Raw genomic sequence first — 12,665 nt, forward strand, 5'->3', positions numbered from 1 at the left:
CTTGGAATATTATTAACAAAAAAAGGAATCAGGTCGAAGCGGTCCACGTCCCGGACCCCAGGCCGGCATCCGACCAACCCGCCTGCCCAGGCGGCAGCAAGGCATCTGCATGCTCCCGAAAATGGACTTCGACAATTACGACACCGGTCCCTTCTACGACGAGATGTTCACCCCTGACGGCCGGCCTCGGGACGGCTGCCGCCTGCTCCACGGCAAGGTCGAGTCCCTGCCGCCCGGCGAGATACGCACCCGCCAGACGGCGGCCGAACAGGCCTTTTACGACATGGGCATCACCTTTACCGTATACGGTCACGAAGAGGGAACCGAAAAAATCTTCCCCTTCGACATCATTCCCCGGGTCATCGAAGCTGCCGAGTGGGACAGCCTGGAACGCGGGCTGGTGCAGCGCATCCGGGCGCTCAACCTTTTCATCGACGACGTCTATCATCAGGGCCGCATCATGGCCGACGGGGTCATTCCCCGTTCGATTGTCGAATCGTCATCGGGCTATTTCAAGGAATGCCAGGGGTTAAATCCCCCGCGCGGAGTGTGGTGCCACATCACCGGGTCTGATCTGGTGCGCGACGAAACGGGCCGGTTCATGGTGCTGGAAGACAATCTGCGCTGCCCGTCCGGCGTTTCCTATGTGCTGGCCAACCGCCGGATTTTAAAGCGCACCTTTCCCCAAGTGTTTGAGACCATCGACATCCGGCCGGTGGACGACTACGCGCCGCTTTTGCTCGATATGCTCCACGCCATCGCCCCCCCGGCGGTGGGGCGGCCAACGGCCGCGCTTTTAACCCCCGGCGTCTACAATTCCGCCTATTTCGAGCACACGTTTTTGGCCCAGCAGGCCGGCATCGAGCTGGTGGAAGGACGCGATCTGGTGGTGGCTGACGGCTACGTCCACATGCGCACCACCAAGGGCCTTAAAAAAGTGGATGTGCTCTATCGCCGGGTGGGCGAGGATTTTCTCGACCCCAAGGTCTTTCGGCCCGATTCGCTCCTGGGCGTGCCCGGCATCATGGAAGTCTACAAGGCCGGTCGGGTGGCCATGGCCAACGCCCCGGGCACGGGGGTGGCCGACGACAAGGTGGTCTATGCCTATGTGCCGCAGATGATCCGCTATTATCTGGGCGAGACGCCGCTCATTGACAACGTCGAGACGTTTTTGTGCTGGGAAGACAAGCAGCGCCGGCATGTGCTGGAAAATCTCGATACCATGGTGGTCAAGGCAGCGGCGGAATCCGGCGGCTACGGCATGCTGGTCGGCCCGGCCGCCACACCCGAGGAACGCGCCGCTTTTGCCGCCAAGATCGAGGCCGATCCGCGCAACTACATTGCCCAGCCCACCATCAACCTGTCGCGGGCTCCGGTCCTGGTGGACGACCATTTCGAGGGCCGCCATGTGGATCTGCGCCCCTACATTCTCTACGGCGAGGATATCCGGGTCATCCCCGGCGGCCTGACCCGGGTGGCGCTCAAGCGCGGCTCGCTGGTGGTCAATTCCTCCCAGGGCGGCGGCAGCAAGGACACCTGGGTGCTCGGCCCGGGGCAGGCGCGTCAGGGCTAAGGGTGCAGCACCCATTTTTTGCGTGAGCCAAGGGAAGGAGTCTCCATGCTAAGCCGTGTGGCCGAAGCCATTTACTGGATGAGCCGCTACCTGGAGCGGGCCGAAAATATCGCCCGCTTCCTCGACGTCAACTGGCACCTTACCCTGGACACCCCGGGCGGGCGCGGCGAACAATGGATGCCGCTGGTGTCGGCCATGGGCGACCACAGCCTGTTTGTTGACCGGGAGTTGGCCGGCAACCGCAAATCCGTGATCCGGTTTCTGGCCTTTGACCCGGAGTATCCCAATTCCATTGTCAATTGTCTGGCCCGGGCGCGCGACAATGCCCGCACCATCCGCGAGATCATCCCCACCGAGATGTGGGAGCAGACCAATACGTTTTACCATATGGTGCGCGAAGCGGCCCGCGACTGCGAAACGGTGCTTAATAACCCCTACCAGTTCTGCGACGAGGTCAAGCGGCGCGATCTGACCATCAGCGGCATTGCCGGCGATGCCATGAGCCATGACGAAGCCTGGGATTTTTTTCGGCTGGGGCGCTTGCTGGAGCGGGCGGACAAGACGTCGCGCATCCTTGATGTCAAGTATTTCATCCTGCTGCCGCACCCGACCGACATCGGCTCCAACCTCGACTATGTGCAGTGGGGGGCCTTGTTAAAGGCCATAAGCGCCCTGGAGGCCTATCGTCGCCGCCATGGCCGCATCCAGCCGGAGCGGATTGTGGAGTTTTTGCTGCTGGACCACGATTTTCCGCGTTCGGTGCTGTGTTGCCTCATAAAAGCCCAAGAGTGCCTGCACGCCATCACCGGCACCCCGGCCGGCTACTTCGCCAATCCGGCGGAAAAGCGCATTGGCTTGCTGACCGGCGATCTGGCCTACAGCGGCCTGGAAGAGATTTTTTCGGCCGGGTTGCATGAATTCACCGACAATCTGCAAACCAGGATGAATCTTGTGGATACGGCCATATACGACACCTTTTTCTCCACCTTCCCGGCTATTGACGCCGCCTCCCAACAGTGAGAAACAAAGCGCCATGACATTTTGCCTCGGTATTACAGTTGAGGAAGGCCTTGTCGGCATTGCCGACACCCGCATCACTTCCGGCAACGAACTGACCAGCGCCCAGAAGGTCTCCACCTACCATAACGGCCATGGGGCCTTTTTCCTCATGACCTCGGGGCTGCGCTCGGTGCGTGATAAGACCCTGACGTATTTTGAAGAAACCATGGATTCCTGCTCCGTTCCCTTTGACAAGCTCTACAAGGTGGTCAACGCTTTTGCCGCCGAGTTGCGCCGGGTGGCGACGGAAGACAAGGCCTTTTTGGCCGAGTCGGGCCTGGGATTCAATCTGCATGTCCTCATTGGCGGCCAGATGACCGCCGACGCCACCCACAAGCTCTATCTGGTCTATCCCGAGGGCAACTGGGTGGAGGTGAGCCAGGGCACGCCGTATCACATCATCGGCGAGGGCGGGTATGGCAAGCCGGTGCTCGACCGGACGCTCAAGTATTCCGATTCCCTGCGTATGGCGCTTAAGGTCGGCTGCCTGGCCTTTGATTCCACCCGCATAAGCGCTTCGGACGTGGATTTCCCCATCGACGTGGTGCTCTACCACCGGGCCGGCATGGAGCTGGTGCAGCACCGCTACGAGAAGGCGGATCTGGCCGATATCTCCTCCTGGTGGCAGGAACATCTGCGCGGTCTGGTCCACGATCTGCCCTCGGAGTGGATCGACAACATCGCCTCCAAACTGACCAAGGTCTGTGGCAAGGCGGGCTGTCTGTCCGAAACGAAGTAAGCCGTGCACTTTCGCATCCGCCACCGCACCCGCTACGAATACGGGCGGCCGGTTTTCCTGGAGCCGCATCGGCTGCGCCTTGTGCCGCGCGGTGATGCCTGCCAGCGCCTGCTCTCCTTTGCCGCCGCCATTGAACCCACCCCGGCCGGCCAGACCCTTGTCACCGATGCCCTTGGCAACACCTTGCTGTCCTTTTGGTTTGTGGAGCTCACCGACCATTTCGAGGTGACCACCGAGGCGCTGGTGGAGACGCTGCGGGCCAATCCCTTCGACTATCTGGTGGAGTCGGCCCGGGCTGTGCTCCCGATACCGCTGGACCGGATCGAGGCTGCGGCCGCCCCGTTCTGTCTGGCCCGGCCCGAAGGGGCTGTCCAGCGCGTCCTGGCGCTGGCCGAGACCCTGCGCCGCGTAAGCGGCGCGCCCCAGGACTTTGCCCTGGCGCTTGTAGACTGGATGCAGATCAATCTGCGCACCGTGGTCCGCCATGAACCCGGCATCCTCGATCCCGACGCCGTGCTGGCCGCCGGGGAGGCGTCCTGCCGCGATCTGGCCGTTTTTTACATCACCGCCTGCCGGCATGTCGGTATCCCGGCCCGGTTTGCCAGCGGCTACCACGAGGGCGATCCCGACAGCACCGAACGCGATCTGCACGCCTGGGCCGAATTGCTCCTGCCCGGCGGCGGCTGGCGCGGCTTCGATCCCTCCCTGGGGCTGGCCGTGGCCGACCGCCACGTCGTCGTGGCCGCAGCGCCCCATCCTGACGACGCCTCCCCGGTCTCCGGCTCTTTCCGGGGGGACGGGGTGACGGCCCGCCTGACACACCATATTCGGCTCAAGGAGTCCCCGGCCTGAGGCCAGCCCGTTTATGGGGCTTGGGTTTCGGGGCTGCTTGGGGTATCGTTGGCGGGAAACGAAACGGGGGCTGCATGCATTTTTCTTGTCGCGCGTCCATTGGACGTCTGCTGCTGGTCATGGTGTTTGCCAGCCTTTTTTGGGGGGCGGTCGGGCCGGCTGGGGCCGCGTCGTCGGCCATTGACCTCACGCCTGAAGAAAAAGCCTTTATCGATGCCCATCCGGTCATCCGCTTTAGCGATACGGACTGGCGGCCACTGTCCATCTACGAAGACGGCCGTTTACAGGGGCTTTTCCACGACTACTACAACCTGATTTCCCAAAAATCCGGTCTGGCCTTCCAGTTTGTCCCCGTGGGCGACGGGCATGACTTCCAGTCCGTTCTGGATGCCCTGCGCGAAAGACGCATCGACATGATCGACGGCACGGGCAAGACTCCCGACCGGGCGAATTACGCCTTGTTCGTAGGACCGTTCCTGCGTTTCCCCCTGGCCATCATGACTCGCGACGACGCCTCGGCCTATTCCCTGGAAACACTCGCCGGCAAGCGCGTGGCCGCCGGCAATGGCGGCACGGCCTACGAATACATCCGGGAACACGGCAAAAATATTGAACTGGTGCCGGCCAAGGACGCCGCCGACGCTTTGGCCATGGTGTCTGTGGGCAAGGCCGACGCTGCCGTGGAAAATCTGGCCGTGGCTGCCTACGCCATACGCGGGGCAGGGCTGGCCAACGTCAAGATATCCGGCCAGCTCGACTACAATTTTGAGATTTTTGCCCTGGTGCGCAAGGACTGGCCGGTCCTGGCTTCCATTTTGCAAAAAGCCCAGGCAGCGGTTGATGATACGGAAAAGGCCGCGCTGCTGGCCAAATGGCTGCCCATCTACAAGGGCGGGGTCAAAAGCGACCAGCCGGCCTCGGACGTGGCCGGCAAGCCCGTCGATTCCCACGCCGGCATTACCCTCAGTGAGCGCGAACGCGACTACCTCGCCGGCAAAAAAGCCCTGGCCTTTTGCGTGGACCCGGACTGGGCACCCATCGAGCGCATTGACGAAAACGGGCAGCATGTGGGCATCTCTGCCGATTTTCTGTCGCTGATAAGCGAGCGTCTGGGCGTTCCGGTCGTTTTGGTGCCCACCAGTTCCTGGAGCCAGACGCTGTCGGCGGTGCGCGACCGGCGCTGCGATTTCCTGCCGGCAGCCGGGGACACCAAGGAGCGGCGGCGCTACCTGCGTTTCACCTCGCCCTATTTGCGTTTTCCCATGGTGGTGGCCGCCCTGGCCACGGCGCCGTTTATCGACGATCCGGCCGCCCTGTCGGGCAAGACGCTTGGCGTGGTCAACGGCTACGCCAGCCTGGACATCCTGCGGGCCAAATACCCGGGCATCCGGCTGGTGGAAGTCCCCAGCGTTGCCGAAGGCCTGCGGTTGGTGGCCGACGGCAAGCTCGACGGCTACATCGACACCGTGCCGGCCATCAGTCGGGCCATTGCCAAGGGGCATTTCAGCGATTTAAAGATCGCCGGCCGTCTGGACGCCCAGCTCGATCTGTCCCTGGCCAGCCGCGACGACGAACCCGAACTGGCCTCGCTTTTCCAAAAGGCCGTCAATACCCTGACCAAGGAAGAAACCGACGCCATCATCAAGAAATGGGTGGCCGTCACCTTTGAACAGCGCTTTGACTATTCCAGGTTCTGGAAGGCCTTGGCCGTGGCTGCGGCCGTGGTTGCCCTGGTTGTCTGGTGGAACCGCAAACTCACCCGGCTCAATCGGGCCATCCGCCAGGCCCACGAGGAACTCGACGACGCCAACCGCAACATGGCGGCCCTGCTCGACAACGCCCGCCAGGGCTTTTTGTCCGTGGATCGCGACGGGATCGTTTCGCCGCAGTACAGCCAGGAATGCCGGGTGCTTTTTGGTGCTGCCATCGAAGGGCGCAATGTGGCCGAACTACTCTTTCCCGACAACCCGGCCGGGGGCGAGACCATGCGTGTCAACATCGGGCGCGTCATTGACGAGCCTGACGCCTATCGCCAGGAACTCTACCTGTCGCTTATGCCCAAAACCGTGGCCCGGGGTGAGGCCTCTTTGACCGTGGCGTATCGCCCCCTTGCCGGGGGGCGGCTCATGTTCGTTGTCACTGACGTGACAGGCGAAGTGCGCCTCAAAGACGCCGTGGCCCGGGAGCGCAACCGGCTGGCCTGCGTGGTGGCGGCGGTCCGGGAGCAGCACGACTTTTTTGCCGTCCTCGACAGTTTCGCCGCCTTTCGGGAATCCGGGGCCGCCTTGATTGCCGGGGCTGTGGACGGTCGCAGTGCCCTGCAAGCCGTGTATCGGCAGGTGCACACCTTTAAGGGGTTGTTTCTCCAGCTCGAATGCGCCTTTGTGGGCAAGGCCTTAAACGACCTGGAAACCCGGCTGGCCGAGCTTGGCCGTGAGGCGGCACCGGCTGCGGCCGCTGTTGCGGCCCTGGTGGCGGCGGCGGACGTGGACGCGGCCCTGGCCCGGGATCTCGACGTGGTGCGCCAGGCCCTGGGACCGGAATTTTTCGACCGGCGCGGCGAGATCTGCCTTGGAAAAGATCTGGCCGAGGCCCTGGCCTCTCTGGCCGACCGGCTGCTTACGTGTCTGGATGCCTTGCCGCTTGGAGCCAAGGATCGGGCCGTGCTGACCGCCGCCCGCAGCCTGCGCCATGTCGATCTGAAAAAACTGCTGGCCGCCTATCCCCGCACCGTGGCCCGACTGGCCGCCGGTCGGGGCAAGCTCGTGGCCCCCTTTGCCGTGGAAGGCGAGACCGTGCCGGTCGATCCGGCCCGGTTTGGCCCCTTGGCGAAAACACTGGTCCATGCCTTTCGAAACGCCGTGGACCATGGCCTGGAAACGCCGGACGAACGCTCGGATATGGGCAAGACCGAAACCGGAACCATCTCCTGCCGGGTGCATGTCGCCTCAGGGTGGGCCACCATCGAGGTGGCCGACGACGGCCGGGGCGTGGATGTGGAAGCCATTCGATCCCGGGCCTTTGAACGCGGGCTGGCCGGAGCCGAAGAGCTGGCAGCCATGGACGACGCGGCCCTTGAGGAGCTTTTGTTTCGCGACGGATTTTCGTCGCGCCGGGAGGTTGGCGATTTGTCCGGCCGGGGCGTGGGGCTGGCCGCTGTGCGGGCCGAAGCCGAGCGCCTGGGCGGAACTGTCCGCATCGTCAATAATCCGGGCCACGGCCTGCGCCTGCTCGTTGCCGTGCCCCTTGACCCAGTGAGTTCTTGATTCTATCGGGAGATGTTATGACCGAATATCTGGACGTGAAAGCCTTCCTCGACGCCCTGACGGCGCGCACCAAAGCCTTTTTCCAAGAGGAACTGGGCCTGGAAACCACGACCGCCGGCTTGCATTTTGACGAGGTCCAAAAGCTCGACCTGCGCCATCTGACTGCCATCTTAAGCGCCACCGGCCAGCTCAAGCTCTACCTGGCCTATAGTTTCGACGCGTCGCTGATCGATGCGGCCTTTGCCGCCTACACCGCCGACCTCGACATCGCCGAGGACGAACGGGAGGACGCCGTGCAGGAAACCGCCGGTGACATCATCAACATCATCGTGGGCAATGCCCTGGCCGACATTGCCGGCAATGGGGCGGCCATAGCACTCTCGCCGCCCATTATCCTCACCGAGGCCAAGTCCGTCATGCGCCATCGGGGCGCGAAGTTCGCCTCCGCCGAGCTGACCGCTGCCGCCGGTTCGCTGGCCATCCACCTCATCGGTCCGGGTGAACTGTTTGACGACGCACTGGAATATGTGGAGGGGTAAGGCATGAAATCGTTGCGCATCCTGGTGGTGGACGACTCCGGCCTCACCGTAAAGAAAATGACCAAGCTCCTCACAGATATCGGGCACGAGGTGGTCGGCGTGGCCACCACCGGCCAGCAGGCCGTGGACATCTTTGCATCGCTGGCCCCGGATCTGACCACCATGGACATCACCATGCCGGATTTAAACGGCATCGAGGCCACCCGGCGCATCCTGGCCGATCATCCCCAGGCCTGCATTATCATGGTCACTTCCCACGGCCAGGAGCAGATGGTCATGGACGCCATCGAGGCCGGGGCCAAAGGCTATATCCTTAAGCCCGTCAAACAGGAAAAATTGGCCGAAACCCTGGAAACTGTGGCAGCTAAGTACCTGTGATGCAAAGCGGCTCCATGCTCGAAAGCGCGCTGCTCAAAACGCACTTCGACGTCATCCCTTTTGGCATCTATGTCGTTGACGTGGTCTCGTACGAGCTGGTCTTCGTCAACCGCCATTACCGCAAAAGTCTTGGCCAGGCCGAGGGCGGTATCTGTTACAAAGTCCTCTACGACAACGATACCCCGTGCCTGCATTGCCGTATCCCGGAACTGCTCACCGAGGCGGGCCTGCCAAATGGCCAGACCGCCATTTACGACCACTACAACGACCGCAATGAGCGCTGGGCCCAGATTCAGGAAAAAGCCATGGGCTGGCCCGATGGCCGGGTGGTCAAATACGCCATTGCCGTTGATATCTCCGAGCTCAAAGAAACCCAGAACCGTCTGGCCGAGGCCCATGCCGAGCTGGCCATTCGCAACCGGGAGTTGGCCGGCCAAAACAAGGCGCTGACAGACAGCATGGATCTGCGCGAACATGTGGAGCGCATCGCCCGCCATGACCTCAAAGCGCCGCTGTCGGCCCTGATCGGCTTGCCCCAGGTGCTTTTGGAGAACTATGATCTGCCGCCCCAGGCTGCTGAGATTGTGGGGCTTATGGAACAGGCCGCCCATTCCATGCTCGACATGCTCAATCAGTCCCTGGTGCTCTATCGCCTGGAGACGGGTTCGTTTACGCTGACCCCGCAGCCCCTGGATCTGCTCGATCTGGCCCAGCGCACCTGCACCCGGCTGTCCAACATGCCCACAGCCCGGGGCCGCAGCCTGTTGACAAGCCTGTCCGGCGCTCCGATTCCCTCTGGTGCCCGGGTGGATTTCGCCGGTGACGACCTTCTGCTTGGCCCCATGCTGCAAAATATCATCGTCAATGCCCTGGAAGCCTCCCCCGAAGGCGGGCTGGTCAGCGTGGATCTGCGGCCCGAATCCGACGCAACACGCCTTGTCGTGACCAATGACGGGGAAGTGCCCCCCGAGATCCGGGCGCGCATGTTTGAGAAATACGTGACCCAGGGCAAGCGCGGCGGCACGGGTCTTGGCGCGTATTCGGCTTTTCTGGCGGCCAAAGCCCACGGCGGGCGCATTGATCTCGACGCAGGCACCCCGGGGCGCACCGTCGTCACCGTGACCCTGCCGCGTTTGGGAGGCGGTGGAGCATGATGGAAAACGCCCTCTTTGAAAGCCATTTCGATCTCATTCCCTTTGGCATCTATGTGGTGGATGCAGCCAGCAACGATATCATCTACTGCAACAGTGCGTTTATCGAGCACTTTGGCAACCATGTGGGGTGTTGCTGCCACAACGCCCTCTACGAGCGCCCCGTTCCCTGTCCGTGGTGTTATGTGCAGGAACTGATGACCGATCAAGGCCTGCCCAACGGCGAAACCCGGGTGTTTGAGCATTTTAACGAGTCCGACGACCGCTGGTATCAGATGCAGGTGCGGGCCATGACCTGGCCCGATGGGCGGGTGGTGCGCTACGCCATTGCCGTGGACATTACCGAACTCAAGGCCACCCAGAACCAACTGGCCGAAGCCCATGCCCGGCTGGCCCTGACCAACCTTGAACTGGTGCGCCTTTCGACCACAGACATGCTCACCGGGTTGGCCAACCGCCAGCATACCGAAACCCTGCTGGAGGCGGCCCTGGCCGCTCTGGCCCGGGACGGGAAGCCCTTTAGCCTGATCATGCTCGATATCGACAATTTCAAGGCCATCAACGATCACCACGGCCATTTGCGCGGGGATGACGTGCTGCGGGCTTTGGCCGGCCTGTTGCGGGATGCGGGGACGCAGGGGCCGGCTGTTGGCCGCTGGGGCGGCGAGGAATTTCTCGTCGGCTGTCCGGGTTTGCATCTGGCGGATGCCTATGTTCTGGCCGAGAGCCTGCGCCGGGCCATATCGTGCCTCGATCTGTCCGGGATAGGGCGCATCACCTGCAGTTTTGGGGTGACCGAGGCCCGGGCCGGGGACTCCCCGGTGCATTTGCTGACCCGCGCCGATCAGGCGCTCTACATGGCCAAGGCGTTGGGGCGTAACCGGGTGGAGACGGCCTGATCCACGGATTCTATCCGTTGCCTGCTTTACATACAGCCCAAAAGCTTTTACCGGCTGTGTCTTTCGGCCGAAGCGCACTGCGGCGGGTTCGCCCGGCTCCACCCCCCACTCGAAAGGACGGCGCACGGTATGGACGGCAAACTGGCCAATCCCGCTCCCCTGGGCCTTATGGGCTTCGGCATGACCACGATTTTACTGAACATTCACAATGCCGGCTGGTTTCCTGTCAGTTCCATGGTCCTGGCCATGGGGATTTTCTACGGCGGTCTGGCCCAGGTCGTTGCCGGCATCCTGGAATTTAAAAAGGGCAATACCTTTGGCCTTACGGCCTTTGTCAGCTACGGTTTTTTCTGGCTGACCCTGGTGGGCCTGATCGTGCTCCCCAAAATGGGGCTGGCCGAGCCCACGCCAGAGGCCTTTATGGGCTGGTATCTGTTTCTCTGGGGTCTTTTCACCCTGTTTATGTTTCTGGGAACGCTGGGCGGCAACTTCGTTTTGCAGTTCATCTTCGGTTCCCTGACCGTGCTGTTTTTCCTGCTGGCGGCCAGGGATTGGCTGGAGTCGGCAGCCATCGGCCGGCTGGCCGGCTACGAGGGCATCGTGTGCGGGGCCAGCGCCTGCTATCTGGCCATGGCCGAGGTGCTCAACGAAAAATACGGCCGCACCGTGTTGCCTGTTGGCTAGTGTGGCGTTCGCTAATTGCCGTTAGGGTTATCCAAGTATTAACACGTTGAATTTATTGTTTTTATTCACAAAAAAACATAAATGTTTTTTTGTGAACGCGACGCTAGGCCGGGTTTTCTGTACTGGTAAAGCCGCTTCCCCGGGCTGCGGGGAGCGGCTTTTTTTGGTGCACCCGGCAGGGTGGCCGTATGCGGCGTTGGCCGCCTGTATGGAGACGATGATGCCGACCAGATTGGGGAAACGGGTGGTGCAGCGCACCCTGGCGGCCATCCGGCTGGCTTGCGTCCTGGCCTTGGGGCTGACGGGGCTGGCTGGGATCGGGGGGGCTGCCGCGATGGTGTCGGCGGCCTGGGGGCAGCCGGCAGCTCCGGCAGCCCGGCCGGTGCCGGTGGAGGCGGTTTTTGACGGCGACACCTGCCGGCTGGCCGGCGGTGCCCGGGTGCGACTGGCCGGCATTGATGCCCCGGAACTGGCCCACGACGGCCAGCCGGCCCAGTATTATGCGGCGGAGTCCAAAAATGCGCTGTCCCGGCTGGTTGCGGGCGCTGGGGTGCAGTTTGTGGGAGTCGGTCCTGGCCACGACCGTTTCGGCCGGCTCCTGGGCGACCTGCTCCTGCCTGGTGGCGTGTCGGCGGCCGAGCGTCTGGTGGCCGAAGGGGCGGCCTTTTGCTTCTGGTTTGACGACATCCCCCCGCCAATGCAAGCGCGGTTGCTTGCAGCCCAGCAGCGGGCCATGGCGGCCGGCAAGGGGTTTTGGCCACGGCTGCTGGCGCTGCCTGCCCCGCCGGACCCGTATGTCGGCAACGTGGCCTCCTGGCGGTTTCATGCCCCGGGCTGCCCGGACGCGGCGCGTATCGCCCGGCGTAACCGGGTGCTGTTGCCAACGCTTGACGAAGCCTTTGCCCGGGGATTTGCCCCGGCCAGGGAGTGTACCCCCTGGCCAACTCTGCGCTAAACGCGCCTTCCCGGTCGGTTGCGCCGCAATCAAACCTTGACGCGGCGGCTTTTTTGGACCATCCATTTTGGCGCAATAGACTCGCTTCGAAAGCCGCATCGTGTTGCGGACGTTGCCGCAAATCGGACTTTCGGACGCTCTCACCATCTCAAACTGGAGGCCTCATGCTTTTTCCGAGCCTGGCGCACGCCATGGGTGCCATTCCCGGCGGAGACGCTGCCGGGGGCAGTAACCCCATCACCGCTTTTCTGCCGCTGATCCTCATGTTTGGTATTTTCTATTTTCTGCTCATCCGTCCCCAGCAGAAAAAAGCCAAACAACATCGGGAATATCTGGCCGGCCTCAAGCGCGGCGACTACATCCTGACCGGCGGTGGCATCTACGGTCGCATCATGGAAGTCCATGGCGACAAGTTGACCATCGACATTGCCAAGGATCTTAACATCGAGATCAATCGCAACTTCGTCTCCGGTCCTGGCGACGCCGCTGCGCCGGCTGCCAAAGCCGAGCCCAAGGGCAAAGACAAGTCCAAGGACTAGGAAACGCACTTCGGGCCGCATGCTGCCCGAA

12 protein-coding genes are annotated in these 12,665 nt (G+C 62.6%); all 12 read left to right on the forward strand.

Going from position 1 to position 12,665, the window contains the following annotated elements:
- Positions 1–109 precede the first annotated feature (109 nt).
- Complete coding sequence (locus GTA51_RS08240) at positions 110–1,573, forward strand: circularly permuted type 2 ATP-grasp protein (RefSeq protein ID WP_160960201.1); 1,464 nt, start codon at positions 110–112, stop codon at positions 1,571–1,573.
- 45 nt (positions 1,574–1,618) lie between these two features.
- Entirely contained in the window at positions 1,619–2,593 is a 975-nt protein-coding gene (locus tag GTA51_RS08245) for an alpha-E domain-containing protein (RefSeq protein WP_160960203.1), read from the forward strand.
- Positions 2,594–2,606: 13 nt separating this feature from the next.
- Positions 2,607–3,371 carry a proteasome-type protease gene (locus GTA51_RS08250; protein WP_160960204.1) on the forward strand — a complete coding sequence of 255 codons (765 nt, stop codon included), beginning with the start codon at positions 2,607–2,609 and terminating at the stop codon, positions 3,369–3,371.
- Between the two features lie 3 nt (positions 3,372–3,374).
- Positions 3,375–4,223, forward strand: a complete 849-nt coding sequence (locus tag GTA51_RS21390; RefSeq protein WP_160960206.1) for a transglutaminase N-terminal domain-containing protein — start codon at positions 3,375–3,377, stop codon at positions 4,221–4,223.
- Positions 4,224–4,297: 74 nt separating this feature from the next.
- Entirely contained in the window at positions 4,298–7,489 is a 3,192-nt protein-coding gene (locus tag GTA51_RS08260) for a transporter substrate-binding domain-containing protein (RefSeq protein ID WP_160960207.1), read from the forward strand.
- A 17-nt stretch (positions 7,490–7,506) separates the two neighbouring features.
- On the forward strand, positions 7,507–8,028 hold the full coding sequence (locus GTA51_RS08265; protein ID WP_160960209.1) for a chemotaxis protein CheX: 522 nt from the start codon (positions 7,507–7,509) through the stop codon (positions 8,026–8,028).
- A 3-nt stretch (positions 8,029–8,031) separates the two neighbouring features.
- The gene (locus GTA51_RS08270) at positions 8,032–8,406 is read left to right on the forward strand and encodes a response regulator (protein WP_160960210.1); all 375 of its coding nucleotides are present in this window, start codon (positions 8,032–8,034) and stop codon (positions 8,404–8,406) included.
- Between the two features lie 14 nt (positions 8,407–8,420).
- Positions 8,421–9,560: a sensor histidine kinase gene (locus GTA51_RS08275; protein ID WP_246198051.1), complete on the forward strand. Its 1,140-nt coding sequence runs from the start codon at positions 8,421–8,423 to the stop codon at positions 9,558–9,560.
- Positions 9,557–10,456, forward strand: a complete 900-nt coding sequence (locus GTA51_RS08280; RefSeq protein ID WP_160960212.1) for a sensor domain-containing diguanylate cyclase — start codon at positions 9,557–9,559, stop codon at positions 10,454–10,456. The genes GTA51_RS08275 and GTA51_RS08280 overlap by 4 nt, the downstream gene beginning before the upstream one ends.
- Positions 10,457–10,585: 129 nt before the next feature.
- Positions 10,586–11,140, forward strand: coding sequence for an acetate uptake transporter (locus GTA51_RS08285; RefSeq protein WP_160960214.1), 555 nt, complete (start codon positions 10,586–10,588; stop codon positions 11,138–11,140).
- Positions 11,141–11,360: 220 nt separating this feature from the next.
- Complete coding sequence (locus GTA51_RS08290) at positions 11,361–12,095, forward strand: thermonuclease family protein (protein ID WP_246198052.1); 735 nt, start codon at positions 11,361–11,363, stop codon at positions 12,093–12,095.
- A 164-nt stretch (positions 12,096–12,259) separates the two neighbouring features.
- Complete coding sequence (gene yajC / locus GTA51_RS08295) at positions 12,260–12,634, forward strand: preprotein translocase subunit YajC (protein ID WP_160960215.1); 375 nt, start codon at positions 12,260–12,262, stop codon at positions 12,632–12,634.
- Positions 12,635–12,665: the final 31 nt, after the last annotated feature.

Source organism: Solidesulfovibrio aerotolerans, assembly GCF_009856865.1.
GTDB classification, from domain to species: Bacteria; Desulfobacterota; Desulfovibrionia; order Desulfovibrionales; family Desulfovibrionaceae; genus Solidesulfovibrio; species Solidesulfovibrio aerotolerans.